The sequence below is a fragment of the Ramlibacter sp. P4_H7 genome (assembly GCF_056400765.1).
The window spans coordinates 112,129-136,213 of sequence record NZ_JBFUKP010000008.1 but is presented as its reverse complement, the minus strand read 5'-3'; the positions used below and the strand labels follow the sequence as shown (position 1 = coordinate 136,213).

25 protein-coding genes and 1 other RNA gene are annotated in these 24,085 nt (G+C 69.8%); 21 read left to right on the top strand and 5 right to left on the bottom strand.

The genetic code is table 11. The features are described from left to right. Position 1 precedes the first annotated feature (1 nt). From AC1DSA_RS13220 to rnpB, 13 genes are all read left to right on the top strand, one after another. Positions 2-421 carry a hypothetical protein gene (locus AC1DSA_RS13220; RefSeq protein WP_477889824.1) on the top strand — a complete coding sequence of 140 codons (420 nt, stop codon included), beginning with the start codon at positions 2-4 and terminating at the stop codon, positions 419-421. Next, on the top strand, positions 396-869 hold the full coding sequence (locus AC1DSA_RS13215; RefSeq protein ID WP_477889822.1) for a metallophosphoesterase family protein: 474 nt from the start codon (positions 396-398) through the stop codon (positions 867-869). Before AC1DSA_RS13220 ends, AC1DSA_RS13215 begins: the two co-directional genes overlap by 26 nt. A 22-nt stretch (positions 870-891) precedes the next feature. Continuing rightward, positions 892-1,308: a VOC family protein gene (locus tag AC1DSA_RS13210; protein ID WP_477889820.1), complete on the top strand. Its 417-nt coding sequence runs from the start codon at positions 892-894 to the stop codon at positions 1,306-1,308. 59 nt (positions 1,309-1,367) lie between these two features. After that, the gene (locus tag AC1DSA_RS13205; protein ID WP_477889818.1) at positions 1,368-2,315 is read left to right on the top strand and encodes a LysR family transcriptional regulator; all 948 of its coding nucleotides are present in this window, start codon (positions 1,368-1,370) and stop codon (positions 2,313-2,315) included. A gap of 156 nt (positions 2,316-2,471) precedes the next feature. Continuing rightward, on the top strand, positions 2,472-3,356 hold the full coding sequence (locus AC1DSA_RS13200) for an amino acid ABC transporter substrate-binding protein (protein ID WP_477889816.1): 885 nt from the start codon (positions 2,472-2,474) through the stop codon (positions 3,354-3,356). 152 nt (positions 3,357-3,508) lie between these two features. Further along, positions 3,509-4,270, top strand: a complete 762-nt coding sequence (locus AC1DSA_RS13195; protein ID WP_477889814.1) for an amino acid ABC transporter permease — start codon at positions 3,509-3,511, stop codon at positions 4,268-4,270. A 1-nt stretch (position 4,271) separates the two neighbouring features. Further along, positions 4,272-4,940, top strand: a complete 669-nt coding sequence (locus AC1DSA_RS13190; RefSeq protein ID WP_477889812.1) for an amino acid ABC transporter permease — start codon at positions 4,272-4,274, stop codon at positions 4,938-4,940. 51 nt (positions 4,941-4,991) lie between these two features. After that, positions 4,992-5,729 carry an amino acid ABC transporter ATP-binding protein gene (locus AC1DSA_RS13185; protein WP_477889979.1) on the top strand — a complete coding sequence of 246 codons (738 nt, stop codon included), beginning with the start codon at positions 4,992-4,994 and terminating at the stop codon, positions 5,727-5,729. A 124-nt stretch (positions 5,730-5,853) separates the two neighbouring features. Next, on the top strand, positions 5,854-6,885 hold the full coding sequence (gene pyrC, locus AC1DSA_RS13180; RefSeq protein WP_477889810.1) for a dihydroorotase: 1,032 nt from the start codon (positions 5,854-5,856) through the stop codon (positions 6,883-6,885). Next, positions 6,882-7,661, top strand: a complete 780-nt coding sequence (locus AC1DSA_RS13175) for an NYN domain-containing protein (protein WP_477889808.1) — start codon at positions 6,882-6,884, stop codon at positions 7,659-7,661. Before pyrC ends, AC1DSA_RS13175 begins: the two co-directional genes overlap by 4 nt. Beyond that, positions 7,661-8,431 (top strand): DUF3025 domain-containing protein, encoded by a 771-nt coding sequence (locus AC1DSA_RS13170; protein WP_477889806.1) that lies wholly within the window; start codon positions 7,661-7,663, stop codon positions 8,429-8,431. Before AC1DSA_RS13175 ends, AC1DSA_RS13170 begins: the two co-directional genes overlap by 1 nt. A gap of 69 nt (positions 8,432-8,500) precedes the next feature. After that, positions 8,501-9,370 carry a protease HtpX gene (gene htpX, locus AC1DSA_RS13165; RefSeq protein ID WP_477889804.1) on the top strand — a complete coding sequence of 290 codons (870 nt, stop codon included), beginning with the start codon at positions 8,501-8,503 and terminating at the stop codon, positions 9,368-9,370. 71 nt (positions 9,371-9,441) lie between these two features. Then, positions 9,442-9,820, top strand: an RNA gene (gene rnpB, locus AC1DSA_RS13160) — RNase P RNA component class A. 165 nt (positions 9,821-9,985) lie between these two features. Here rnpB and AC1DSA_RS13155 read toward each other — a convergent pair. The 3 genes from AC1DSA_RS13155 to AC1DSA_RS13145 are packed head-to-tail and all read right to left on the bottom strand — an operon-like array spanning position 9,986 to position 13,944. Next, positions 9,986-11,074 carry a M48 family metallopeptidase gene (locus AC1DSA_RS13155; protein WP_477889802.1) on the bottom strand — a complete coding sequence of 363 codons (1,089 nt, stop codon included), beginning with the start codon at positions 11,072-11,074 and terminating at the stop codon, positions 9,986-9,988. Positions 11,075-11,079: 5 nt separating this feature from the next. After that, entirely contained in the window at positions 11,080-12,267 is a 1,188-nt protein-coding gene (locus AC1DSA_RS13150) for a YjgN family protein (RefSeq protein ID WP_477889800.1), read from the bottom strand. 42 nt (positions 12,268-12,309) lie between these two features. Further along, positions 12,310-13,944: an MBL fold metallo-hydrolase gene (locus tag AC1DSA_RS13145; RefSeq protein WP_477889798.1), complete on the bottom strand. Its 1,635-nt coding sequence runs from the start codon at positions 13,942-13,944 to the stop codon at positions 12,310-12,312. A gap of 28 nt (positions 13,945-13,972) precedes the next feature. On the opposite strand from AC1DSA_RS13145, the gene AC1DSA_RS13140 reads away from it, so the two are divergent. Further along, positions 13,973-14,944, top strand: a complete 972-nt coding sequence (locus AC1DSA_RS13140) for a tripartite tricarboxylate transporter substrate binding protein (protein ID WP_477889796.1) — start codon at positions 13,973-13,975, stop codon at positions 14,942-14,944. A gap of 19 nt (positions 14,945-14,963) precedes the next feature. On the opposite strand, the gene AC1DSA_RS13135 is transcribed toward AC1DSA_RS13140, so the two are convergent. Continuing rightward, entirely contained in the window at positions 14,964-15,506 is a 543-nt protein-coding gene (locus tag AC1DSA_RS13135) for a carboxymuconolactone decarboxylase family protein (protein WP_477889794.1), read from the bottom strand. Between the two features lie 92 nt (positions 15,507-15,598). Between AC1DSA_RS13135 and AC1DSA_RS13130 the strand changes: the two genes are divergently transcribed. The 4 genes from AC1DSA_RS13130 (at position 15,599) to AC1DSA_RS13115 (ending at position 20,267) form a co-directional block, all read left to right on the top strand. Continuing rightward, positions 15,599-16,612 (top strand): Bug family tripartite tricarboxylate transporter substrate binding protein, encoded by a 1,014-nt coding sequence (locus AC1DSA_RS13130; protein ID WP_477889792.1) that lies wholly within the window; start codon positions 15,599-15,601, stop codon positions 16,610-16,612. 112 nt (positions 16,613-16,724) lie between these two features. Continuing rightward, complete coding sequence (locus AC1DSA_RS13125; RefSeq protein WP_477889790.1) at positions 16,725-17,033, top strand: antibiotic biosynthesis monooxygenase family protein; 309 nt, start codon at positions 16,725-16,727, stop codon at positions 17,031-17,033. Between the two features lie 12 nt (positions 17,034-17,045). Next, positions 17,046-17,408 carry a CU044_2847 family protein gene (locus AC1DSA_RS13120; RefSeq protein WP_477889788.1) on the top strand — a complete coding sequence of 121 codons (363 nt, stop codon included), beginning with the start codon at positions 17,046-17,048 and terminating at the stop codon, positions 17,406-17,408. A 6-nt stretch (positions 17,409-17,414) separates the two neighbouring features. Continuing rightward, positions 17,415-20,267, top strand: a complete 2,853-nt coding sequence (locus tag AC1DSA_RS13115) for a trypsin-like peptidase domain-containing protein (RefSeq protein WP_477889786.1) — start codon at positions 17,415-17,417, stop codon at positions 20,265-20,267. Between the two features lie 79 nt (positions 20,268-20,346). Here AC1DSA_RS13115 and AC1DSA_RS13110 read toward each other — a convergent pair whose 3' ends face one another. After that, on the bottom strand, positions 20,347-21,846 hold the full coding sequence (locus AC1DSA_RS13110; protein WP_477889784.1) for an NAD(P)-binding domain-containing protein: 1,500 nt from the start codon (positions 21,844-21,846) through the stop codon (positions 20,347-20,349). 21 nt (positions 21,847-21,867) lie between these two features. On the opposite strand from AC1DSA_RS13110, the gene AC1DSA_RS13105 reads away from it, so the two are divergent. From AC1DSA_RS13105 to AC1DSA_RS13095, 3 genes are read left to right on the top strand one after another with little or no spacing between them, the layout of a single operon-like run. After that, the gene (locus tag AC1DSA_RS13105; RefSeq protein ID WP_477889782.1) at positions 21,868-22,500 is read left to right on the top strand and encodes a DsbA family protein; all 633 of its coding nucleotides are present in this window, start codon (positions 21,868-21,870) and stop codon (positions 22,498-22,500) included. A gap of 7 nt (positions 22,501-22,507) precedes the next feature. Further along, positions 22,508-23,377: a diaminopimelate epimerase gene (gene dapF / locus AC1DSA_RS13100; protein WP_477889780.1), complete on the top strand. Its 870-nt coding sequence runs from the start codon at positions 22,508-22,510 to the stop codon at positions 23,375-23,377. A 1-nt stretch (position 23,378) separates the two neighbouring features. Further along, the gene (locus tag AC1DSA_RS13095; RefSeq protein ID WP_477889778.1) at positions 23,379-24,074 is read left to right on the top strand and encodes a DUF484 family protein; all 696 of its coding nucleotides are present in this window, start codon (positions 23,379-23,381) and stop codon (positions 24,072-24,074) included. Positions 24,075-24,085: the final 11 nt, after the last annotated feature.

Here is a 24,085-nt window from a genome sequence, read left to right as displayed (position 1 = left end):
CATGAGCCCCTGGTTCTTCTTCTGGGCGCCCCAGGTCACCCTGCCTTTCGGCGGCAGCGTCGCCCAGCGCATCGAGCCCGACACCCAGTGGTTCTTCAACGGAATCGCACCGACCGCGGGCGATCCGACCATCGAACGCAAGGCCTTCGACGTGGCGACCTACGGGCGGCAGCTGGGGCTGATCACCGAGGTGCTGGTCGACCTGGCGGCGCAGACGCCGCCCACCACCGCCAAGGGGCAGAAATCCCTCAAGCGGCTGCGCGAGATCCAGCTGCGCATCGAGCAGGTCAAGGAGCAGGACGCGATCGATGCGCTGGAGCAGATCGACGCGCTGCTCGCCCGCCTGAAGAAAGCCCATCCCGAGCGGCTGGCCGCGGCGCGCCAGCGCATCGCGCATGCCCTCGCGATCGACCCGGGCTGAGCCGGTCCGCGTCGGCCTCGTCTCGGACACGCACGACCTGCTGCGGCCCGAGGTCCTGGAATACCTGCGCGGCAGCGACCACATCCTGCACGCCGGCGACATCTGCGGCGAGGCGGTGCTGCAGGCGCTGGCGCCGCTGGCGCCCCTGACGGCGGTTCGCGGCAACAACGACCGGGGGATTTGGGCGCAGCGCCTGCCGGAAGCGCAGACCGTGGAGATCGCCGGCGTGGTGATCCATCTGGTGCACGACCTGCAGGACCTGGCGCTGCCGGCGCAGGCGCGCGTGGTGGTCTCCGGCCATTCGCACCAGCCGAAGGTGGAGGAGCGTGACGGCGTGCTGTACGTGAACCCGGGCAGCGCCGGGCCGCGGCGCTTCCGGCTGCCGATCTCCGCGGCCGAGCTGCGCATCGAAAACGGCCAGGTGACGGCGCGGCTCACGGCCTTCTGAAGCGGTCCACAATCGGTCCACCATGCTGCGCATCCGCGAGATCGACCACCTGGTGCTGCGTGTCCGGGACGTGGACGCCATGGTCCGCTTCTACGGCGAAGTGCTCGGCTGTCCGGTGCACCGCATCGACGCCAGGATCGGCCTCGTGCAGCTGCGCGCGGGCCGCGGCCTGATCGACCTGGTGCCCGTGGACAGCGAGCTCGGGCGCGCCGGCGGCGCGGCGCCGGGCCGCGAGGGGCGCAACCTGGACCACTTCTGCCTGCGCGTCGACCCGTGGGATGCGGACGCCATCCGCGCCCACCTGCAGGCGCATGGCGTGGCGGCCGGCGACGTGGCGCTGCGCTTCGGCGCCGAAGGGCGGGGGCCGTCGCTGTACCTGAGCGACCCGGAAGGCAACACCGTGGAGCTCAAGGGCCCGCCCGACGCCGGCGTGGCCTGAACGGGTGCCGCGCCGGGCGGCTCGCGCGGGCGTGCCGGCCGGTGGTCTAATGCCCGGCCATGGAAACGAAATGGCTGGAAGACTTCGTCAGCCTGGCCGAGACCCGCAGCTTCAGCCGCAGCGCGCAGCTGCGGCACGTGACGCAGCCGGCCTTTTCCCGCCGCATCCAGGCGCTGGAAGCCTGGGCCGGCACCGACCTCGTGGACCGCAGCTCCTACCCCACGCGCCTGACGCCCGCCGGCGAGACGCTGTACGCGCAGTCCCTGGAGATGCTGCAGGCGCTGCACAACACGCGCGCCATGCTGCGCGGCCATGCATCGGCCGGCCACGACGTCATCGAATTCGCCGTGCCGCACACGCTGGCTTTCACCTTCTTTCCCGCCTGGGTGTCCAGCCTGCGGGACAAGTTCGGTCCCATCAAGAGCCGGCTGATCGCGCTGAACGTGCACGACGCCGCCATGCGGCTGGTCGAGGGCAGCTGCGACGTGCTGATCGCCTACCACCATGCCTCCCAGCCGCTGCAGCTGGATGCCGACCGCTACGAGATGCTCACGCTGGGCACGGAAACGCTCGCGCCCTACTGCAAGCCCGACGAGCACGGCGAGCCGATGTTCCGGCTGCCCGGCCGCCCCTCGCAGCCGCTGCCCTACCTGGGGTACGCACCGGGGGCCTACCTGGGGCAGGTGACGGACCTGCTCCTCAAGCAGGCCGGCACGGCGATCCACCTCGACCGCGTTTACGAGACGGACATGGCCGAGGGGCTCAAGGTGATGGCGCTGGAGGGGCACGGGGTGGCCTTCCTGCCGCACAGCGCGGTGCAGAAGGAGCTGCGCGCGCGCAAGCTGGTGAGCGCGGCGCCGGCCGACATGCAGGGGCTGGAGATCGCGATGGAGGTGCGCGCCTACCGGGGGCGACCGTCCGGCAAGCAGCCGGCCAAGGGCACGGCGCAGTCGCTGTGGGCCTTCCTGGTGGATGCGGCGCGCGCTGGCACGCTGCCGAAACCCTGAGGGCGCACCGGCCGGTGGCATGCCACCGGGCATAAACCCTGCTTACTGCCCCCCCTCGCAAGCCCTAAGCTTCCGGCGCCATGGAGGGTCCCGGAACGCGCGCCGGCCCGCCTAGAATTTGCCCTTTCGCAGTAAGCGCTACACAAGGAGATTGGAATGAAGAAGAAGTTCGTGCTGGCAGTTGCCCTTGCGGCCGCCTCGGTCGGCGTGTTCGCCCAGGCCACCGACACGCTCGCCAAGGCCAAGTCCGGCGGCAAGGTGGTGATGGGCGTGCGCGAATCGTCCGCGCCCCTCTCCTACACGCTGGGCGGCGGCCAGTTCACCGGCTACCACGTCGAGCTGTGCCAGCGCATCCTGAAGGCCGTGCTGCCGGGCGTCCCGGTCGAATACGTGCCGGTCACCTCCGCCAACCGCATCCCGCTGGTGCAGAACGGCACCGTGGACATCGAGTGCGGCTCCACCACCAACAACGCGGCCCGCCAGAAGGACGTCGCCTTCGCCTTCACGACCTACGTGACGGAAGTGCGCACCGCGGTGAAGACCGACTCCAAGATCAAGTCGGTCGCCGACCTGAACAACAAGACCGTGGCCACCACCACCGGCACCACCTCGGTGGCGCTGCTGCGCAAGAACAAGCGCGCGCAGGGCATCCAGTTCAAGGAGGTCTACGGCAAGGACCACGCCGACAGCTTCCTGCTGCTGGAGTCCGGCCGCGCCGACGCCTTCGTGATGGACGACAACATCCTGGCCGGCCTGATCGCCTCCTCGCAGAATCCCAAGGGCTACCAGATCGTGGGCGAGACGCTCAACGTCGAGCCGATCGCGATCATGATCCGCAAGGACGACCCGAACTTCAAGAAGGCGGTGGACGACTACATCCGCGGCGCCATCAAGGCCGGCGAGATCGACCTGCTGTACAAGAAGTGGTTCATGACGCCGATCCCGCCGAAGAACACCAGCGTGAACCTGCCCATGGGCAAGATCCTGACCGGCCTGCTGAAGGCCCCGTCCGACGCGCCGGCCGAAGAGTTCAACAAGTAAGTCGTTCACCGAAAAATCCGCCAGGGCGGATTTTTCGGTGGCTTGGTTAGTGTGACGAAGCCCGGCAAAGCCGGTCCTCTTCACACTGACTAGCAAACTCTGAAAAATCGCCTCCGGCGATTTTTCAGAGTTACCAAGACGAGGAGGAGCGGATGGCGATGGAGTGGCAGGTCTTTTGCCAGGACACGATCGAACGGACCGCGGTGCCCGGCTGCTTCGGCACGGGAGGGTCCACCGGCACGCAGACCTACCTCGACTGGCTGCTCTCCGCCTGGGGGCAGACGGTGCTGGTCGCCGGCCTGTCGCTGGTGGTGGCGCTGGTGGTCGGCTCGCTGATCGGCGTGATGCGCACCCTGCCGGACAGCCCGTGGCTCACGCGCATCGGCAACTGGTGGGTCGAGTTCTTCCGCAACATCCCGCTGCTCGTCCAGATCTTCCTCTGGTACCACGTGGTGCCGGTGGTCTTCCCGGCCTTCGCCGACACGCCCAAGCTGGTGCTGGTGGTCGCGGGCCTGGGCCTGTTCACCTCGGCCCGCATCGCCGAGCAGGTGCGCGCGGGCGTGCAGGCGCTGTCGCGCGGCCAGCGCTACGCCGGCATGGCCATGGGGTTCACCACGGCGCAGTGCTACCGCTACGTGCTGCTGCCGATGGCCTTCCGCATCATCATCCCGCCGCTCACCAGCGAGACGATGAACATCTTCAAGAATTCCTCGGTGGCCTTCGCGGTGTCGATCACCGAACTGACCTTCTTCGCCCAGCAGGTGGGCGAGGAAACCTCGCGCGGCGTCGAGGTGTACATGGCGGTGACCGCGCTGTACATCGTCTCGGCCTTCACCATCAACCGCCTCATGGCGTTCATCGAGAAGCGGGTGCGCGTGCCGGGCATGGTGGCCACCACCGGGGGCGGGCACTGACATGCACGCACTCGATTTCTCCTTCTTCACCTGGGACGTTTTCCGCTCGTACATCCTGAGCGGGATGGTCTTCAGCTTCGAGCTGACCGCGATCGCCACCATCGGCGGCATCGTGTTCGGCACCGTGCTGGCGCTGATGCGCCTTTCGGGCATCAAGCCGCTGGAACTGGTGGCCGCGACCTACGTCAACGGCATGCGCTCGGTGCCGCTGCTGATGGTGCTGCTGTGGTTCTTCCTGCTGGTGCCGCTGCTGATCGGGCGGCCGATCGGCGCCGAGCTGTCGGCGATCGTCACCTTCATCGCCTTCGAGGCGGCGTACTTCAGCGAGATCGTGCGCGCCGGCATCCAGTCGATCGCCCGCGGGCAGGTCTACGCCGGCCAGGCGCTGGGCATGACCTACGGCCAGAACATGCGGCTGGTGGTGCTGCCGCAGGCCTTCCGCAACATGATCCCGGTGTTCCTCACGCAGACCATCATCCTGTTTCAGGACACGTCGCTGGTGTACATCATCACGGCGCACGACATGCTGCACGGCTTCACCGTGGCGGGCAACAACCTGAGCCATCCGCGCGAGTCCTACATCCTCGCCGCGATCCTCTACTTCGTGCTCTGCTTCAGCCTGTCCTGGATCGTGAAGCGGGTGCAGCAGAAGATCGCCATCATCCGGTAGTTCCCACCAAAGAATCAGAGAAGCAAGCCCATGAGCGACCCGCAACATCCGATGATCGACATCCGCAACGTGTCGAAGTGGTACGGTACCGTGCAGGTGCTGCACGACTGCTCGGTGCAGATCAACAAGGGCGACGTGGTGGTGGTGTGCGGGCCCTCCGGGTCCGGCAAGTCGACCCTGATCAAGACCGTCAACGGGCTGGAGCCGATCCAGCAGGGCGAGATCTTCGTCGACGGCATCCAGGTGAACGCCAAGGAAACCAACCTGCCCAAGCTGCGCAGCCGCGTGGGCATGGTGTTCCAGAACTTCGAGCTGTTCCCGCACCTGTCGGTGACCGAGAACCTGACCATCGCCCAGGTGAAGGTGCTCAACCGCAGCATGGACGAAGCGAAGACGCGTGGCCTGAAGATGCTGGACCGCGTGGGCCTGATGGCGCACAAGGACAAGTTCCCCGGCCAGTTGTCCGGCGGCCAGCAGCAGCGCGTGGCGATCGCCCGCGCGCTGTCGATGGACCCGATCGCGATGCTGTTCGACGAGCCCACGTCCGCGCTCGACCCCGAGATGGTGGGCGAGGTGCTGGACGTGATGATGGGCCTGGCCAAGGAAGGCATGACCATGATGGTGGTCACGCACGAGATGGGCTTCGCCCGCAAGGTGGCCAACCGCGTGATCTTCATCGACGTCGGCGGCTACATCCTCGAGGACTGCTCCAAGGAAGAGTTCTTCGGCAATTCCGAGGCGCGCAAGCCCCGGACCAAGGACTTCCTCAACAAGATCCTCAGCCACTGAGCCGGGGCGACCGGTCGCGGCGGCCCGCTGGGCCTCGCCACGCTCGGCAGGCGCAGAGGGCGGCCGCGGATCGCGCCCCGCCTGCACGACCGGGCCGCCCACGGGGCTCTGGGACAATAGGCGGATGCAGCAACTCACCATCACCCGCCCCGACGACTGGCACCTGCACGTGCGGGACGGCGCGGCCATGGCCTCGGTCGTGCCGCATTCGGCCGCGCAGTTCGGCCGTGCGCTGATCATGCCCAACCTCCGGCCGCCGGTGACAACCGCGGCGCTGGCGGCGGCGTACCGCGAACGCATCCTCGCCGCCACGCCCGCGGGCCTCGACTTCGAGCCGCTGATGTCGCTGTACCTCACCGACAACCTGGCGCCCGAGGAGATCATGGTGGCGCGCCGCGCCGGCGTCGTGGCGGCCAAGCTCTATCCGGCCGGCGCCACCACCAACAGCGACGCGGGCGTGACCGACCTGCGCAAGACCTACAAGACGCTGGAGGCCATGCAGCGCGCGGGCATGCTGCTGCTGGTGCACGGCGAAGTGACCGATCCCGAAGTGGACATCTTCGACCGCGAGGCCGTGTTCCTGGAAACGAAACTGAAACCGCTGCGCCGCGATTTCCCCGAGCTGAAGATCGTGGTGGAACACATGACCACGAAGGAGGCGGTGCAGTACGTGCGCGACGCCGACCGCTTCACCGCCGGCACCATCACCGCGCACCACCTCCTGTACAACCGCAACGCGCTGTTCACCGGCGGCATCCGGCCCCACTACTACTGCCTGCCGGTGCTCAAGCGCGAGGTGCACCGCCAGGCGCTGGTGGAGGCCGCCACCAGCGGCAGCCCCAAGTTCTTCCTGGGCACCGACAGCGCGCCGCACCCGGCGCTGCTGAAGGAGCACGCGCTGGGCTGCGCCGGCTGCTACACGGCGCTGTCCGCCATGGAGCTGTATGCCGAGGCCTTCGACGCCGCCGGGGCGCTCGACAAGCTGGAAGGATTCGCGAGCTTCCACGGCGCCGACTTCTACGGACTGCCGCGCAACACGGGCCGGCTGACTCTGAAGAAGCAGGCCTGGCAGCTGCCGGAGCAGGTGCCTTTTGGCGAGGCGGAGCTGAAGCCGCTGCGCGGCGGCGAGACGCTGGCCTGGCAGGTGGCGGCATGAGCACGATGCACGACCCGGACACCGGTGGCGAGGCCGCGCTGCTGATCGACGCGGACAACGTCTCCGCCCAGGGCGTCGAGCAGGCCGTGGGCCGGCTGGCGCAGCGCGGTTTGCGGCTGACCGTGCGCCGCGCCTACGGCGGTCACGAAAAGCTGGCCGGCATGCGCGAGTGCCTGCTGCGCCACGGCGTGCGCGCCTTCGTCAACCAGGGCAAGGGCACGACCGATGCGTTGCTGGTGGTCGATGCGATGGACCTGCTGCACCGGACCAGCCTGCCGCCCGTGGTGGCGATCGCCTCCAGCGACGCCGATTTCGCGCCGCTGGCGCTGCGCCTGCGGGAAGAGGGCACCTGGGTGATCTGCTTCGCCCACGCGGCCAAGTCGGCCGACGGCGACCTCTCGCGCTGCTACGACGAACTGGTCTATGTCGACCCGGGCTCCGCGCTGTCTTCCGAGGCAGCGGCCGCGTCCGCACCCGAGCCCGCGCGCGAACCCGCTCGCGAGCCCGCGCGCAAGACGGCCGGCCGCAAGAGGGCCGCCGCCCCGGCGGCAGCGCCCGCGGCTGCGGACCCCGTGCGCCAGCTGCTGGAATCGATCGAGGGCTTCCGGCAGGGACGCTCGCTGGAACTCAACGACGTGGTCAAGAAGCTGCGGGATGCCAAGCTGCTGGGACGCAACGCCAGCGGCCCCAACTTCCTCAAGAAGAGCGCCGGCTACGTGGAGCTCATTCCTTCGTCGCAGCCGAACAAGGTGCGCCTGAAAGCGCATCCGGCCTGATGGACGTCCGCTGGGGCGAGCCCTGGTTCGCACCCTGGCGCGACCCGGGCGAGACGGTGGCGCAGGCCGTGGCGGCCGGCCGGCCGCCGCACGAGGCGCTCGACGCGGCGGGCCCTGCGCCCGTGCGCTTCGTGCCGCAGGAGGCGCTCCCTGCGGGCATGGCCTACGAGCAGTTCATCTTCGCCACGCGGCAGTGCCCGGTGCGACCCGGACCGCACGACTTCTTCAACGGGCTGGCCTGGCTGCGCTTTCCGCGCGCCAAGTCCGCGCTCAATGCGCTGCAGGCGCAGGCCATCGCCCGCGACGGCGTCGGCGCGCGGCGCGGGCCCGTGCGCGACGCGATCACGGTGTTCGACGAGAACGGCGCGCTGCTCGCCGCGCCGCCGCCGCTGTGGGACGCCCTGGTGGCGCGCGAATGGCGGCGGCTGTTCGTGGACCTGCGCCCGCTGTGGCGCGAGGCCCGGCTGCTGGTCTTCGGCCACGCGCTCCTGGAGCAGCTGCTCCGGCCGCGAAAAGGGCTCACCGCGCATGTCTGGCGCAGCGATGCTGCTCTGGAATCAGGAGCGGACGCGGACGGCTGGCTGGCCGCGCGCTGCACGGCCGATGCGCTGGCGGCCAAGCCCTTCACGCCCTTGCCGGTGCTGGGCATCCCCGGTTGGTGGAGCGGGAACGAGAACTTTTCCTTTTATGATGACTCCCTCGTTTTCCGTCCACGCAAGACGTCAGAACCCACTCCAACAACAACGTCCGCGGGCTCCTCGCGCTCTTGATTTCCACTGCTGCCAACCTCATCTGGCGCGCGAGGGTGACTGTCTTCCACCCTTCGGAGTGATCCAACAATGAAACGCATCGTCCTGTTCGTCCTGACCAACCTGGCCGTGGTGGTGGTGCTCGGCATCGTCGCCAACCTGCTGGGTGTCAACCGGTACCTGACGGCGAACGGCCTCAACCTGGGCCAGCTGCTCGGGTTCGCGCTGGTCATGGGTTTCGGCGGCGCCATCATCTCGCTGCTGCTGTCCAAGACCATCGCCAAGTGGAGCGCCGGCGTGCAGCTGATCGAGCAGCCGCGCAACGCCGACGAGGCCTGGATCGTCGAGACCGTCCGCAAGTTCGCCGACCAGGCCGGCATCGGCATGCCGGAAGTCGGCGTGTTCGAGGGCGAGCCCAACGCCTTCGCCACCGGCGCCTTCAAGAACAGCGCGCTGGTCGCGGTGTCCACCGGCCTGCTGCAAGGCATGACGCGCGAGGAGGTCGAGGCCGTGATCGGCCACGAGGTCGCGCACATCGCCAACGGCGACATGGTCACCATGACGCTGATCCAGGGCGTGATGAACACCTTCGTCGTGTTCCTGTCGCGCGTGATCGGCTACCTGGTCGACGGCTTCCTGAGCAAGGGCGAGAACCGTTCGGGCCCCGGCATCGGCTACTTCGTGACGACCATCGTGCTGGACATCCTGCTCGGCTTCCTGGCGGCGATCATCGTGGCCTGGTTCTCGCGCCAGCGCGAGTTCCGCGCCGACCGCGGCTCCGCGCAGCTGATGGGCCGCCGGCAGCCGATGATCAACGCGCTGGCCCGCCTGGGCGGCATGGTTCCCGGCGAACTGCCCAAGAGCATCCAGGCCTTCGGCATCACCTCCGGCGTGGGCAAGCTGTTCTCCACCCACCCGCCGATCGAGGAGCGCATCGCCGCGCTGCAGCAGCAAGCGTAACGCCTTCGGCGGAGGTGAAAACAAGGCCCCTGACGGGGCCTTGTCCTTTGGCGGTGGATAATCGTTCCCGTGAAGCCCACCAGGCCGTCGCTGGTGCAAGTGCCGAAAGGCCGCACTGGAGGAACGTCCGGACTGCACAGGGCAGCGTAGCAGGCAACACCTGTCCACCGTGAGGTGAGGATCAGAGCAACAGAGACGAGTCGGACTGCCGTCGCGGCGGCGCGAGCCGCCGCAAAGCCCTCTTCGGGGGGCTTTGCGCAGCGGCGGCAGGCCGGGTGAAACGGGCAATCTCTACGCGCAGCAATACCAAATAGGCCAGCGTTGACGTGGTCCCGCGGAGCTGGCGGGTAGGTAGCACCGAGCCGTGGGGGCGACCCCCGGCCCAGAAGAATGACGGTCACGCCCGGGCAACCGGGCGCACAAAATCCGGCGTATCGGTGGACTTCACAACTACATTCACTCGAAAAACGCTGGGGCGTTTTTCGAGTGGCCTGATCGGATGAACAAAGCCGGAGTGAATCCGGCTTTGTTCATGGAGGGACCGCGCTGCATGCTATTCCGCGCGGTCCACGGGCCACTGCGTGGATGGGGAGGGCGTCGCGTTGCTCGCCCTGGCTATCTGCAGGCGGGGGCGGTGCCGCTCTTGAGCGCCTGCGCGCGCTGCGCGGTGGCGGGGTGGCTGCTGGCCAGTTCCATCCAGCTGTTGTCGCCCGTGCGCTGCTTCTTGCCCGCGCCTTCCATCTGCAGCAACAGGTCGGCCATGGGTTCGGTGCGGCCGCCGGTGCGGGTCATCAGCGCCTGGGCGAAGCAGTCGGCTTCGGTCTCGTGGCTGCGGCGGTAGGAGAGGCCGGTGAGCAGCGAGCTGCCGGTGGACAGCAGCCAGCTGACGTCGCCCAGCGCGAGTCCCAGCCCCACGTTCAGGACGCCTTGTTCGACGATCAGGCGGGTGGTGTGGCGGTGCATCACGTGGCCGATCTCGTGGGCCAGCACGCCGACCAGCGCGTCGTCGCCCAGCTGGTGCTTGTCCGCGAGTTCGACGATCCCGTCGGTCATCACGATGGTCCCGCCGGGCAGTGCGAACGCATTGGCGCCCATGCCGCGCCGGAAGTGCAGCACCAGCCGCGGCGCGTAGCCCGGATAGCGGCGCAGCTCCGCCGGCAGCGCGCGGCCCAGTGCGTCGAAGCGCGCGCGCAGCGCGGCCTGGCGTTCCGCGGGAACCTTGCTGGGCTTGAGCCAGCCGACGTCCAGGTCGCGCAGGAAGCCGTCGCTCAGCGCCGTCTCCCAGGACAGCGGCACCTGGCGCGTCAGCTGCGTCGCGGCCCAGGGCGTCCCCCAGCGGTAGAACGCGAAGACCAGCACCGCCGCCACGGCGAAGACCAGGGCGAAGGTGCTCCAGCGCGTGTGCATGCGCTGCGCAAGCGACGGCCTGTGCCCCGCGGCTTCCAGCGCGGCTTCCCACGCGTCGGGGTCGTCCACCTGCAGGCTGCCGTGCGGACCCAGGTCGACGATCAGCTTGCGCGGCCGCCGCGTCGCGCTCCAGCGCTCCGGCCATTCCACCTGGTCGTGGCGCAGGACGAGGGGAGTGCTGCCGGTGGCATCCAGTGCAAGCGAGGGGCCGCGTGCGCCCGGCTCCAGCTGCACGTCGACCGCCCGGCCCGCGCTGGTGCGGCCGTCGAACCACAGCGCGCGCACGGCGCCGGCCATGGACCTCAACCCACCAGGCCGAGGCCGACCGCGTCCGCGATCGCGTCGCCCACGCCTTGTTCTTCGCGCGCGAGCTGCCCGGAGAGCTGGTCCAGGCCGCCCTTGGCGTGCAGGGTGACCGACTCGGTCTTCATGCGGTATTCGCTGGCGAGCGCGAACGGCCGGTAGAAGCCCAGCGTCAGCAGCGCCAGCAGCACGTTCTTCACGCGCAGGCCCACGTAGGGCCAGGGCTTCAGGTCGCACTTGAAGCGCGCGACCTGGCTGACGCCGATGTTGTTCCACACCAGCTGGAACATGCGCGCTTCGCGGTAGGCGCGCGCCGGTGCCGAGGCCAGGAACAGCAGGAACAGCGCCAGCGCGCCGATGGCGATGGCCAGCAGCACCGCCATCGCGCCGCCTCCCTTCATGCCCTTGAGCAGCGCGAAGGATCCGCCCGCCGTCACGCCGAGGACCGCCGCCGCCAGCAGCACGACGGCGAGGAAGACACCCAGCGTGGCGAGCCAGATCCGCACGAAGTCGCCGAAGCGCGGCTTCCAGCGGCCCGGCTGGCCGCCGATGCGTCCGCGCGCCACCATCAGGCTCTTGTAGTTGTATTCGAGCCGGATGGCGCACAGGAGGCTGAGCGCTGCCGTCGCGATGCCGATCGCGAGCACCGGACCGATGGTGGCTGCGCCTTTGCCGCGGGGCACCACGGCCGGGATCAGCGACAGGCCCGCCGCCCACACCGCGGCGAAGGCGAACACCGGCCAGCTCGCGCGATAGACCTCGCCCCAGCTGGCGGTGAACTGCAGGCGCACGCCGCGCCAGCGCGTCGCGTTGAAGCGAAAGCGCATCGCGCTGCCCCAGAAGTAGGGCGCCAGCAGCGCGCCGCCCAGCAGCATGACGGCGACGACGCGGTCCTGCCCGGTGTTCGAAGCCAGCTTGAGTGCGCCGTACAGCAGGGCGAAGAGCACGAAGCCCACCAGCATGCGCCGGGTCTGCGCGGTGAATTCCAGGGGGCTGCCGGCCACCAGCGTGTGACCGTAGAAGTACTGCGCGGTGCGGCGCCGGGCCAGCGGCGTGTAGAAGCCCAGCGTCACGATGGACAGCAGCAGGTTGACGATCCAGACGCGAAAGTATTCGCTGCCGGCGCCGGTGAACTCCAGCGGGTGCGCGGTGATGCCCGACCGCGCCGATTCGGCGTCTTCCTCCATCCAGGCTCCCCAGGGTTTCGGGGCAGTTTAGCGAGGCGCCTGCTATCCGGCCAGTTGCAGCGCCTCGATCCGTTGTACGTGCGCCAGCAGCGAGCGGCGCGCGACCGGCCACATGCGCGGCGGCACGTCCGCGTAGGCGAGTTCCACCCAGTCTTCCAGCGTGCCGTTGGGACGCTCGCGCATGGCCGCCACGATGCGGGCCTCGCGCTGCAGGCGGTGCGCCTTCAGCTGGCGGATCGCCTGGCGCGCGAATCCCAGCACGTGCCCGTGCGCCGGCAGGATGAATTCGATGCCGTGCTGCTGGCAGGTGGCGTCGAGCCGGTCGAGCGAATCGAGGTAGGCGGTCATGTCGCCGTCGGGCGGGTCGACCACGGTGGTGCTGCCGTTGAGGATGTGGTCACCGGAAAACAGCAGGCCGTCCTCCAGCAGCACCAGGCACAGGTGGTTGGCCGCGTGCCCCGGGGTGTGCACCACCTGCAGGCTGTGCGCGTGGCCGCCGCCTTCCACCCACACCACCTCGCCGTCGGCCAGCGTCCGGTCGGGCGTGAAGGCGCTGGCGGGTCGCGCGGTCGGGGCCGAAGGCAGGCCGAGGATCGGCGGCCGGACGCGGCACAGCGCCTGCAGCGGCCGCGCCCCGGGCGAGTGGTCCGTATGCGAATGCGTGCAGACGATCAGGCGGATGTCGCCGTTGGCGGCACGCCAGAGCCGCTGCTGGTGCTCGGGCTCGTCGGGGCCGGGATCGATGACGATGTAGCCGGTGTCCGGATCGCCCACGATGTAGCTGTTGGTGCCGGGGCCGGTCATCACGCCGGGGTTGGGCGCCGTCATGCGCTGCAGGTTGCGCAGCAGCGGCACCGGCTGGTCGGTGTTCCAGTCCAGGTGGTGCAGCAGCTGTCCGTCGGGACACACCAGCGCCAGCTCCCCGTACTGCATCTCGTGTTCCATGAAGCGCGCCTCCGCGCCCTGCACCAGGCCGGCGCGCGGACAGCTGGTCCACAGCGGCTGTTCGCTCGCGCAGGCGGCCAGCACGGCGTCGACGGTGGCGAGCTTCTCCAGCCGCTCCAGCGTGCGGATGGTGGGAAAGATCATGAAGAACTGGCCCGCCTTGTGGCGCGCCAGCGCTTCGCCCGGCCGCACCCAGAGCGGTTCGAACTGCTCGGCCTCGTCGGCATCGGGCTGCTGGCCTTCGGGCACGCGGGCGACCAGGAAGGGAACGTCGAAGCGGCGCGGCAGGTCGCGGTCGGTGATCCAGTGCGCGAGCACGAACACCTGGTCGGCGGCCAGCACGAGGCCGCGCGTGCGGCACTGCGCGGCGAACGGCGCGGCGCGGTCCAGCGCGGCAATGTCGCGTGCGTCCGCCGGCCGGCCGTCCGGGTGCCGTGCCAGCAGGATGCCCAGTTCCTCGAAGCTCTCGCGGATCGCGGCGATCGCCTGCGTCAGGTGCAGTTCGCCCTGGGTCGGGCGCCGTGCGGCGATGTCGTGCGACTGCGCATCGCCGGCATCGATGCCGCCGCCGGGGAACACGTAAGCTCCGGGCGCGAAGCTCGCGGTGTCGGAGCGGCGGGTCATCAGCACTTCGAGCCCGGTCGCGCCGTCGCGCAGCAGCAGGACGGTGGCGGCCGGTCGCGGCACTGCGGGTTCACGCTGAGGGTGCAGAAGCTGGCTGGCTCGTACCATGCCGGGCATTACATCACGCGGAGCCCGCATGAACACGCGCAGAACCATGCTGGCGCTGGCCCTCCTGGCCGGCGCCGTCCTCCCCGTCCAGGCGCAGGTGGCGGACTGGCCGAAGCGCCAGCCGATCAAGCTGGTGGCGGTGTTCCCGCCGGGGGGATCTGTGGACCAGGTGGCGCGCATCCTGGCGACGCAGCTCACGCAGCAGCTGGGGCAGACCGTCATCGTGGAGAACAAGGCCGGCGCCTCCGGCTCCATCGGCACGGCCGCGGTCGTGAACGCGCCACCCGACGGCTACACGTACGCGGTGGTGTTCGACACGCACGGGGTCAATCCGAGCCTGATCCCGAACATGCCCTTCGACACGCGCAAGGACCTCGCGCCGGTGATCCTGCTGGGCACGGCGCCGATGGTGATCGCGACCAACGCCGCGTCCGAGTACAAGACCTTCGCCGACGTGGTCGCGGCGGCCAAGGCGAAGAAGAACGTGAGCTACGGCAGCATCGGCTCCGGCAGCCTGGGCCACCTGGCGATGGCGCTGCTCGGCAAGAACGGCGGCCTGCAGTGGACGCACGTTCCGTACAAGGGCGGCGGCCCGCTGATGCAGGACGCGGTGGCGGGCCACGTGCCGCTGTCGGTGGCCTCCATCTTCGTCACCAAGCCGCACATCGAAAGCAAGCGGCTGCGGCCGCTGGCCGTCACGACCAGCAAGCGCTCGTCCGAGCTGCCGGACGTGCCGACGGTGGCCGAGAGCGGTTATCCCGGCTTCGATGCTCCCGCGTGGTGGGGCGTGCTCGCCTCGGCGAAAGTGCCGCCCGAGATCGTCGCCCGCATGAACGACGAGATCAACAAGGTCCTGAAGGTGCCCGAGATCGCCGCCAAGCTCGCCGGCCAGGGGATGACGGTGGTGGGCGGCACGCCCGACGCCGCCCGCGTCTTCATCGACAAACAGATCGATACCTGGGCGCAGGTGGTCAAGGACAACAACATCAAGGCTGAATAACGAAGAAATCGCTGGGGCGCTACTTCTCTTCGGGGGTCACGCCCAGCGCCAGCAGGAAGCGGGCGACCATGTTGTAGGTTGCGATGGCGGCGGTGATTTCCACCAGGTCGGTGGTTTCGAAGCGTGCCTGCATGCGCGCGAACACGGCGTCGTCGACTTTCACGTCGCGCGTCATCTGGGCCGCGTAGCGCGCCACCAGTGCTTCGTCGTCCGCGAGTCCCGCGGGCTCGCCTTGCGCGCCGCCGCGCACGTAGGCCTGCAGCGCGTGGAGCCCGGCCTGCGTGCCACCGGCGGCGAGGTAATCGGGGGCGTGGTGGTGGTACTCGTAGTGGGCGCCCGTGAGCAGCGCCACCGTGCAGATCCCGAGCTCGCGCAGCTGGCGGCTGGCGCCCAGGCCGGTGCGCACATTCTTCAGGTAGCCGTTCCAGCCGCGCGCGAGCGGCTCGCTCCACAGCAGGGCGCGGTCCAGGTTGAGCAGCGCGCCGCCGCGCCGCTCCAGGATCGCCTGCACCAGGTCGTGCGGCTGGGGCTTGCGTTCGGGCGTCCAGTCGGGAATGCGCATGGTTCGTCTCGGGTGTCAGGGAAAGCACGGAGCATAAGCTCATGGTGGCCAGGAAGGCACGGTGCTTGCGACAATGCGACGTCGCTGCTTCCATGGAGTCCCGCGTGCGTTCCTTCTCCCTCCTCCGCCGTGCCGCGCTGGCCGCCTGCGCCGCACTCGTCGCCGGTCCCTTCGCGCAGGCGCAGGCGCCGGCCGACTGGCCCCAGCATCCGGTCACCTTCGTCATGACCTTCCCGGCAGGCTCCGGCGTCGACGTGGTCGCGCGCACCATCCAGGAGCCGCTGGGCAAGGTCCTGGGGCAGCCGGTCGTGATCGACTACAAGGTGGGCGCCGCCGGCAACGTCGCCAGCGAATACGTGTCGCGCGCCCGGCCGGACGGCTACACGCTGGTGTTCGGCACCGCGGCCACGCACGGCAGCAACGCCGCCCTGTACAGGAAGCTGCCCTTCGACGTGGAAGCGGACTTCGTGCCCGTGTCGCCGATCCTGGACGTCTCGAACGTGCTCACCATCAATGCCGACGTGATGAACGTGAAGACGCTCAAGGAGTTCGTCGACCTGGTGCGCGCCAATCCCGGCAAGTACAACTACGCGTCCACCGGCAACGGCACCGGCACCCACATGGCCTTCGCCGAGCTGAACTCGCGCCTGGGCCTGAGCATGGTGCACGTGCCGTACAAGGGCGGCCCCGAGGCGATGCAGGCGATCCTGAAGGGCGAGACCTGCTGCATCATGAACCAGGTGCAGACCGTGCTGACCCAGTACAAGGCCGGCAAGGTGCGGCTGCTGGGGGTGACCACCGCCAAGCGCGTCGCGGCCGTGCAGGAGGTGCCCACCATCGCCGAGAGCGGCATCAACGGCACCCAGGGTTTCGACAGCTCCACCTGGTTCGGCCTGTTCGCGCCCAAGGGCACCGACGCCGCCGTGGTCGCCCGGCTGAACGCCGCGGTGCGCCAGGTCCTGCAGATGCCCGACGTGCGCGAGCGGCTGGAAGGCGCGGGCAACACGGTGCGGCTGGAGACGCCCGAGCAGTTCAGGCAGACCGTGCACGCCAACCGCCTCAAGTGGGCAGAGGTGGTGCGGGCGTCGAGCATCACGCTGGACTGATCCCGCGTCCCTGAAGCGAAGCGCCGCGCCCGTGGCGCCTTCGCGTGGGTGGACTTGCGCAATCCCGGCGGCTGGCCTACAAAAGCAGACCACTCGCCGAGGAGGCACGCCCATGATCGTCATCGTCTTTCGATCGCGGCTCCGGGAGGGCGTCGATCTGGGGGAACTGGCCCGCCTGGGCGGCCGCATGTACGAACTGGCGTCGGCCATGCCCGGCTTCGTGTCGTACAAGGACTTCGCGGCCGAGGACGGCGAGAACGTCTCGATCGTCGAGTTCGAATCGCTGGAAACGCTCGAGGCGTGGCGCACCCACCCGGAGCACCGCACCGTGCAGCAGCGCGCCCGCGAGGCGCTGATGAGCGAATACCACATCCAGGTCTGCCAGACGGTGCGCGACTACGTCGTCTCAGGCTCCGCCTGAAGGGGAAGCGGCATGGGCAAAGCCATCCTCATGAAGGTCGACGGCGCTTCCTTCCTCGTCGAGACCGACGAAGCGGTCGAGCTGCCCGCGGGTGTGGAGAAGCTCTCCCCCGGCGCGCTGCAGGGCGTGCCGCCCGGCATGGACGCGGTGGCCAGCATCGGCGACCTGGGGCGCCAGTTCGGCGAGGTGCAGAACCTCATCACGACCTGCTGCAACAGCCTCTACGACTCCCTCAGCCGCCTGCCGCACGCGGAGAAGGTGGTGGTGGAGTTCGGCGTCAAGCTCGGCGGCGAGGCCGGCGTCCCGATGCTGACCAAGGCTTCGGGCGAAGCGAACTTCAAGGTGCTGGTCGAGTGGAAGTCGCCGGCCAAGTAGGCGACCATGCCTGATCCCGTCCCGATCAAGCCGCCGCTGTACGTGGTGCGCATCACGGGCGTGGCGGCCAACGGCGCCCCGGTCCTGGGCACCGGGTTCATCGTCAGCGCGCGAGGCCACGTGGTCACCTGCCGGCACGTGGTCTACCCGACGACCGACGGCAAGCCGGCGACCCAGCTGCGCGTGAACCTGCCGTACCCGGCCGAGCACCCGTGCTCCTACCAGGTGGTGGCGACGTCGACGGAAGACCTCGCGGTGCTCGAAAGCACCGTGCCGCTGGACTCGCCGATGCCGGAGCCGCTTCTGCACGAGAGCTGGACCCGTGACACCCGGATCGGCGACGCGGTCAGCGTGTGGGGCTACTCCGCGGCGGAGCACTACACCCATGCCCAGCAGTTCCCCTGCGCCATCAGCGGCCTGAGCGACGCGCACGGCCGGATCGGGCTGGCCGGCAGCGTCAATCCCGGCGACAGCGGCGGGCCCGTGCTCGACCGCAACCGGCGCGTGATCGGCATCGCGCAGGCGAAGGACGCGAAGCGCGAGGGCCAGGCCATGGCCATTCCGGTCTCGCTGCTGCGCCCCTTGCTGCGCGAAGCCGGCGTCGCCCCCGGCACGGCGCTGGACCTGGACGACCAGGTCGTGTTCCAGGCGCCGGTGCCGCCCGACTACGCGCTGGTCGGCCGGGATGCGCTGCTCCAGGACCTGAAGCACGCGCTGTCCACCGGCCGCCACGTGGCGCTGTGCTTCACGCCCGGCGTGGGCAAGAGCGCGCTGGCCACCGCGCTGGCCAACGACCGCGACATGCGCGAGCGCTTCGACAGCGGCGTGCTGTGGGCCAGCCTGAACCTGAAGCCGAACGTGCTGTCCGAGCTCAAGAAGTGGGGCGCCGCGATCGGCCTGCCACCGCAGAAGATCGAAGAGCTGGACAAGCTGGCACCCGATCCGGGGGCCACGCCCGGCGAGGCGGATCAACAGGCGATGGAGCAGTGGGCCGCCGCCCTCAGCCGGCAGATCGGCCAGCGCCGCATGCTGCTGGTGGTAGACGACGCCTGGGACCTGGAGCCGGCGCGGACGCTGCTGCTGCAGGCGCCCAACTGCGCCCACCTGGTCACCACGCGCGAGCAGGGCAAGGTGGCCGGCATGCTGGGCGCGGGCTTCGAGGTCCACGTGGTCGATGAACTCAGCGAGGACGACGGCGTGGAGTTCCTGCGCCAGCTGGCGCCGAACGCCGTGGACATGTTCCCCGACGAGGCCCGCGCCATCTTCCAGGCCGTCGGCGGGCTGCCGCAGGGCTTGCTGCTGCTGGGCATGCACCTGCGCCAGGCCTCGTGGGCCAACCAGCGCCGCCGCATCGCCGACGCCTTCCGGGACATCCAGGAACGGTTCAAGGAACGCACCGAGCCGATGCAGCGGGCCATCCGGATCAGCTACGACGCGCTGCCGGACGACGCGAGCCGGCGCGCCCTGCAGGCGCTGGCCATCTTTCGCCCGAAACCGGGCAAGTTCACCGAGGAGGCGGCGGCCGCGGTGCTGGACGGGCCCGCGAGCCTGGTCTACGCGCTGCACGACGCCGGGCTGGTCGAAACGGCGAACAGCGGCGACGACCCGCACGACCTGCCCTACACGATGCACCGCACGATCGCGGAATTCGCGCGCGCCGAACTTTCGGCCGACCAGGCGCAGGCGCTGCACCGGCGTGCCATGCAGCATTTCTCGCAATGGCTCAAGCGGTACGAGCAGCAGGAGCACGACCCCGGCCGCTACGGCTACCAGTACCGCTACGAGAACGCGCAGTGGCAGGACGCAATGGACGATTTCCTGTACCACCTCGCCCGCTCCGGGGACCCGGCCTCGGCCATCGTCGATTTCGGCAGCATCTACTTCAACGCCTTCTGGTGGTGGGGCTGCTACGCCGACTTCCCCTTCTGCACGCGGCTGCTGCAGCAGGCGTCCACCAAGCGGCTGTCGGACGAGGCGCGCCGCGCCCTGGACCTGCTGGCGGCCTTCGATGCGGCCTACCCCAAGGAGACGCAGCGCAGGACGGGGGACGAGTGGGAAGGCGTGCGCAAGGCGCTGACCGAACTGCGCGAGCTTGGCGGGCTCGACGGCGATCTCCTGGGCACCGAGGCCCCCGTGGTGCGCCACACGCGCGCGCTCACCGACATCTTCCTGGCCGAGGCCTGCCGCTTCGGCGCCCGGGACCATGCCGAGGCGGAGCGCCTGTACGAGGATGCGCTGGCGATCTTCCCCGACAGCGACTGGAGCCGGCCGTGGGTGCTGTACCACCTGGCCGACCTGTCTTTCGAGACGGGCCGTCCCGAGGACGCCCGGCGCCGGTGCAACGAGTGCCTGGCGCTCGCCGAGGCCGTGGAGCTGAGGGATCGCGACAACGAGGTCATCGCCAACGCCTACCGGCTGCGCGCCGAGCTCGACGAGCAGCTGGGCCAGCACGACGCGGTGCTCGACAGCCTGCAGCGCATGGTGCTGCACGCCTTCGTGTTCCAGGCCATCCCGTCGCCGCCCGACGCCTACACGGCGGCGTTCTACCGCCAGGTCACCGGGCGCGCGGCGGGCTTCCTGCAGGCGCTGCACCGCACCGATCCGGCGCGCGCGCTCGCCTGTTGCGAGGGCTTGCGTGCGTACTGGAGCTCGTACCGCAAAGTCGCCGAAGTGAACGAGGACGCGGTCGGACAGGCCGAGCTTGAGGCCATGCTGGCAGCGGCGCAGCCGGACGGCCTGTGCGCCTGCCTGTTCCCGGAGGCGCCACCGCCCGAGGCGATGCACCAGCGGGGCTCGCGCTATTTCAACGAGGCGATCGCGCTCCACAACGAGAAACTGGGAACGTACGCGCGGACGTGAGGCTGCGCGCAGCGCGATCGCGCTGGCACCGCGGCAGCGGTGTCGCCGCCGATGGATCCGGCCTCGCCAGGACCGAAGATCAGCGCCGCTCCGGCGGCACGTACCACTTCGTCGGCAGCAGTTCCGGCTCCTCCAGCGCCTGCAGCCGATCCCAGTGCGCATCGGCATCGGCGACGAACAGGTCGCGGGCGATCGCTTGCGCCAGCCGGGTCGCACCCACCGACAGGCCCGGGATGTCCCCGGCCAGCGCGCCGTGGCTCATCGTGCTGCCCCAGTTGAACAGGTGCATGCGCGCGAGCGCGTCGCGGTGCTGCTCGCCCTTCGCGCGCAGTTCGAAGCCCGGGCCGAGGTAGGGAAAGCGCGCCGGCTCGGGGTGGCTCGCCGCCTGTTCCGGCGCCACGTGCCGCGCCCAGGTGTCGACCTGGCCCGCGTAGCCCGTCAGTTCCGGGCGGTCCAGCAAGTCGACGTCGAAGCCGGTGCCGAAGATCACCGCGTCGAAGCGCTCGCTGCCTGCCGACGTGCTCACCAGCACGCCGTCCGCCTGCGGGCGCACGTCGGACCAGGGCGTTGCCAGCCGCAGCGCGAAGCCGGCGTGGGCATCGCAGCGCCGCACCGTTTCCCACGGCGGCGGCACCTGCTCGTCGAAGATGTAGGTATAGAAGCGCCACCTGCGCTGGTCGTCCAGCGCCTCGAAGCCGCGGAAGAATCCGGCGAAGGCGGTCCACTTGCTCTTGTTGACCTGCGGCAGGAGGGCGCGGCGCGCGAACAGGTCCACCCGCGCGCCGGCTTCCAGCGCGCAGGCGGCGTTGTCGAACGCGGATGCGCCGGCGCCGAGCACGGCGATGCGACGGCCGCGCCAGGCCTCGAAGTCGACGGGATCGGCGGAATGGAACACGCGACCCGCCGCCAGCGGATCGTCCCGCCGCAGCGAAGGAAAGGCCGGCCAGCGCGTGGCGCCGCTGCCGTCGCGCCCGAGCGCCAGCACCAGCTTGCGCGCCCACACCGTTTCCGTGCCCGCGGCCGAAGCCAGGCGCGCACGCAGCAGCCCGCCCTCGTCGTCCACCGACAGCAGCGTGACGCCGTTGTCCACCCGCAGCCCGATCGTGTCGCGCACCCACAGCAGGTAGTCGCGCCAGTCGATGCGCCCGATCTTGTGCAGCGCTGCCCAGCCGGCGTCGCCGTGCTGGGCTTCGTACCAGGCGCGGAAGGTGAGCGAGGGCACGCCGAGGTCGGGGCCGGTGAGGTGCTTGGGGCTGCGCAGCGTCACCATGCGCGCATAGGTGCCCCAGGGTCCTTCGTCGCCGCACGCCGCACGGTCGATCACCCGCAGGTTGGTGATGCCTTCGCGCAGCAGCGCCCACGCCGCGGTCTGCCCGCACATGCCCGCGCCGGCGACCAGCACGTCGAGCACGGGGGCGCCATCGGGCGCCGCCGCCGGCGGCACCCAGTTGGCGGGAGGCAGGTTCAGCCGCGCCAGGTCGGCTTGCGCCGCACGCGCGAGGCGGGCCAGCGCGGCGTCGTCGCGCGGGCTGGAAAGGGACTGCGGCGGGACGGGTGGCAGCTGGGCAGCGTCAAGCATCGAGGGGCATATCATCCGCGGATGACGATTCAACTGGACTGCTATTACAGCCTGTCATCGCCGTGGGCCTATTTTGCCGGGCCGCAGTTGCAGGACATCGTCCGGCGCCATCGCGTGAAGCTGGTGCTCAAGCCCTACGACTTCCAGGCGGTGGTGGTGCAGACCGGCGGCGTGCCGATCCGCACCCGGCCGGCGCCGCGCCGCAGCTACCACGCCGAGGAACTGGCGCGCTGGCGCGAGCACCTGGGCATGCCGCTGAACCTGGAGCCCCAGCACTATCCGCAGACGACCCCCGCTGACCCCGACTGGAACAAGTACGCCGGCTGGATGGTGATCGCGGCGCAGCAGCAGCGCCAGGATGCCTTTGTGCTGTCGCATGCGCTGCTGCGCGCCCTGTGGGCCGAGGAGCGCGACACCTCGCAGGCCGAGGTGCGCATGGCCGTGGCCGACGAGAACGGCTACGACGGGGCGGCGCTGCACGCTCTGGAGCGCACCCCCGCCGTGCAGCAGGAGTACCAGTCCTTCAGCGAGGAGGCGGTGCGGCTGGGGGTCTTCGGCGCGCCGACCTTCATCGTGCGTGGACACAACGAACGCTGGTGGGGACAGGACCGGCTGTTCTTCGTCGATCGCTTCCTCGACCGCCTGCGCGGATAATTGCGGCATGCGCATCCGCTTTACCAAGATGCAAGGCGCGGGCAACGACTTCGTCGTGCTCGACGAGACCCGCCAGCGCCTCGGCCTGAGCGCGGCGCAGATCCGGCAGCTGGCCGATCGCCACTTCGGCGTCGGCGCCGACCAGGTCCTGTCGGTGCGGCCGTCTCCCGGCCCCGGCATCGACTTCGAATACGTGATCCACAACGCCGACGGCGGCGAGGTGGAGCAGTGCGGCAACGGCGCGCGCTGCTTCGCGCGCTACGTGGCCGACAAGGGGCTCGCCAGCAGCGACCGCATCCGGGTGCAGACGATCTCCGGCGTGATCGAGCCGCGGCTCAATGCCGATGGCCGCGTGACGGTGGACATGGGGCGGCCCGTGTTCGACCTGCCGCAGGTGCCCTTCGACGCCGCGGGGCTGAGCCCGCACAAGGACGGCGCCTGGCAAAAATGGCACCTGGCGCTGGGCACCCACGCCGAGTCCGAGATCGTCTCCGTCGCGGTGCTGTCCATGGGCAACCCGCACGCCGTGCAGGAAGTGGCCGACGCGGACCACGCGCCGGTGGCGGCACAGGGCCCGATCATCGAACGGCATACGCGCTTTCCCAAGCGGGTGAACGCCGGCTTCATGCAGGTGCTGGACCGCAGGCGCATCCGGTTGCGCGTGTGGGAGCGCGGCGCGGGCGAGACGCTCGCCTGCGGCACGGGCGCTTGCGCCGCCGTGGTGGCGGGCATCCGGCTGGGCAGGCTGGATGCGCGGGTGGACGTGGAGACGCGGGGCGGCCTGCTCACCATCGAATGGGGCGGCGGTGACGCGCCGGTGTACATGACGGGACCGGCCGTGACGGTCTTCGAAGGCGAAATCGAACTGCAGGAGTGACATGGCGGCCAACCAGATGAACCCGATCACCGAGGACGACATCGCGAACTGGCTCGCGAACAATCCCGAATTCTTCGAGCGGCACGCTGAATTGCTGGCGGCCGTGCAGCTGACCAGCCCGCATGGCAACCGCGCGGTGAGCCTGCAGGAGCGGCAGGCCGAGATGCTGCGCGAGAAGATCAAGTCGCTTGAGCACCGCATCATGGACATGGTGCGGCACGGCAACGAGAACATGGTGATCACCGACCGCATCCTGCGCTGGGCCAAGTCCATGCTGCTGGTGCAGTCCACGCGCGCGCTGCCGGCCATGCTGGTGGGGGAACTGCAGTCCCAGTTCATGGTGCCGCAGGTCGCGTTGAAGGTGTGGGACGTCGACGCCCGCTACGCCGGCGAACCCTTCGCCCAGGGCGCGAGCGAGGACGCCAAGACCTTCGCCTCGTCGCTCACGACGCCTTATTGCGGCATGGCGACCGGGCTGGAAGCGGTGCGCTGGCTGGACGATCCGGCCACGGCGCTGTCCATCGCGCTGGTGCCGCTGCGCCCGGGCGCGCTCAGCGACACCAGTGCCACCGCCTTCGGCATGCTGGTGCTGGCCTCGCCCGATCCGCAGCGTTTCGAGTCGGGGCTCGCGACGGACTTCCTGGAACGCATCGCCGAACTCGCGTCCGCGGCGCTGTCGCGGCTGCGCCCGCGCTGAAAGGCGCCCCC

Excerpts from the sequence above, each read along its gene's own strand:
- AC1DSA_RS13220 (WP_477889824.1), top strand. The coding sequence starts at position 2 with ATGAGCCCCTGGTTCTTCTTCTGGGCGCCCCAGGTCACCCTGCCTTTC.
- AC1DSA_RS13215 (WP_477889822.1), top strand. The coding sequence starts at position 396 with ATGCCCTCGCGATCGACCCGGGCTGAGCCGGTCCGCGTCGGCCTCGTC.
- AC1DSA_RS13210 (WP_477889820.1), top strand. The coding sequence starts at position 892 with ATGCTGCGCATCCGCGAGATCGACCACCTGGTGCTGCGTGTCCGGGAC.
- AC1DSA_RS13205 (WP_477889818.1), top strand. The coding sequence starts at position 1,368 with ATGGAAACGAAATGGCTGGAAGACTTCGTCAGCCTGGCCGAGACCCGC.
- AC1DSA_RS13200 (WP_477889816.1), top strand. The coding sequence starts at position 2,472 with ATGAAGAAGAAGTTCGTGCTGGCAGTTGCCCTTGCGGCCGCCTCGGTC.
- AC1DSA_RS13195 (WP_477889814.1), top strand. The coding sequence starts at position 3,509 with ATGGCGATGGAGTGGCAGGTCTTTTGCCAGGACACGATCGAACGGACC.
- AC1DSA_RS13190 (WP_477889812.1), top strand. The coding sequence starts at position 4,272 with ATGCACGCACTCGATTTCTCCTTCTTCACCTGGGACGTTTTCCGCTCG.
- AC1DSA_RS13185 (WP_477889979.1), top strand. The coding sequence starts at position 4,992 with ATGATCGACATCCGCAACGTGTCGAAGTGGTACGGTACCGTGCAGGTG.
- pyrC (WP_477889810.1), top strand. The coding sequence starts at position 5,854 with ATGCAGCAACTCACCATCACCCGCCCCGACGACTGGCACCTGCACGTG.
- AC1DSA_RS13175 (WP_477889808.1), top strand. The coding sequence starts at position 6,882 with ATGAGCACGATGCACGACCCGGACACCGGTGGCGAGGCCGCGCTGCTG.
- AC1DSA_RS13170 (WP_477889806.1), top strand. The coding sequence starts at position 7,661 with ATGGACGTCCGCTGGGGCGAGCCCTGGTTCGCACCCTGGCGCGACCCG.
- htpX (WP_477889804.1), top strand. The coding sequence starts at position 8,501 with ATGAAACGCATCGTCCTGTTCGTCCTGACCAACCTGGCCGTGGTGGTG.
- AC1DSA_RS13155 (WP_477889802.1), bottom strand. The coding sequence starts at position 11,074 with ATGGCCGGCGCCGTGCGCGCGCTGTGGTTCGACGGCCGCACCAGCGCG.
- AC1DSA_RS13150 (WP_477889800.1), bottom strand. The coding sequence starts at position 12,267 with ATGGAGGAAGACGCCGAATCGGCGCGGTCGGGCATCACCGCGCACCCG.
- AC1DSA_RS13145 (WP_477889798.1), bottom strand. The coding sequence starts at position 13,944 with ATGGTACGAGCCAGCCAGCTTCTGCACCCTCAGCGTGAACCCGCAGTG.
- AC1DSA_RS13140 (WP_477889796.1), top strand. The coding sequence starts at position 13,973 with ATGAACACGCGCAGAACCATGCTGGCGCTGGCCCTCCTGGCCGGCGCC.
- AC1DSA_RS13135 (WP_477889794.1), bottom strand. The coding sequence starts at position 15,506 with ATGCGCATTCCCGACTGGACGCCCGAACGCAAGCCCCAGCCGCACGAC.
- AC1DSA_RS13130 (WP_477889792.1), top strand. The coding sequence starts at position 15,599 with ATGGAGTCCCGCGTGCGTTCCTTCTCCCTCCTCCGCCGTGCCGCGCTG.
- AC1DSA_RS13125 (WP_477889790.1), top strand. The coding sequence starts at position 16,725 with ATGATCGTCATCGTCTTTCGATCGCGGCTCCGGGAGGGCGTCGATCTG.
- AC1DSA_RS13120 (WP_477889788.1), top strand. The coding sequence starts at position 17,046 with ATGGGCAAAGCCATCCTCATGAAGGTCGACGGCGCTTCCTTCCTCGTC.
- AC1DSA_RS13115 (WP_477889786.1), top strand. The coding sequence starts at position 17,415 with ATGCCTGATCCCGTCCCGATCAAGCCGCCGCTGTACGTGGTGCGCATC.
- AC1DSA_RS13110 (WP_477889784.1), bottom strand. The coding sequence starts at position 21,846 with ATGCTTGACGCTGCCCAGCTGCCACCCGTCCCGCCGCAGTCCCTTTCC.
- AC1DSA_RS13105 (WP_477889782.1), top strand. The coding sequence starts at position 21,868 with ATGACGATTCAACTGGACTGCTATTACAGCCTGTCATCGCCGTGGGCC.
- dapF (WP_477889780.1), top strand. The coding sequence starts at position 22,508 with ATGCGCATCCGCTTTACCAAGATGCAAGGCGCGGGCAACGACTTCGTC.
- AC1DSA_RS13095 (WP_477889778.1), top strand. The coding sequence starts at position 23,379 with ATGGCGGCCAACCAGATGAACCCGATCACCGAGGACGACATCGCGAAC.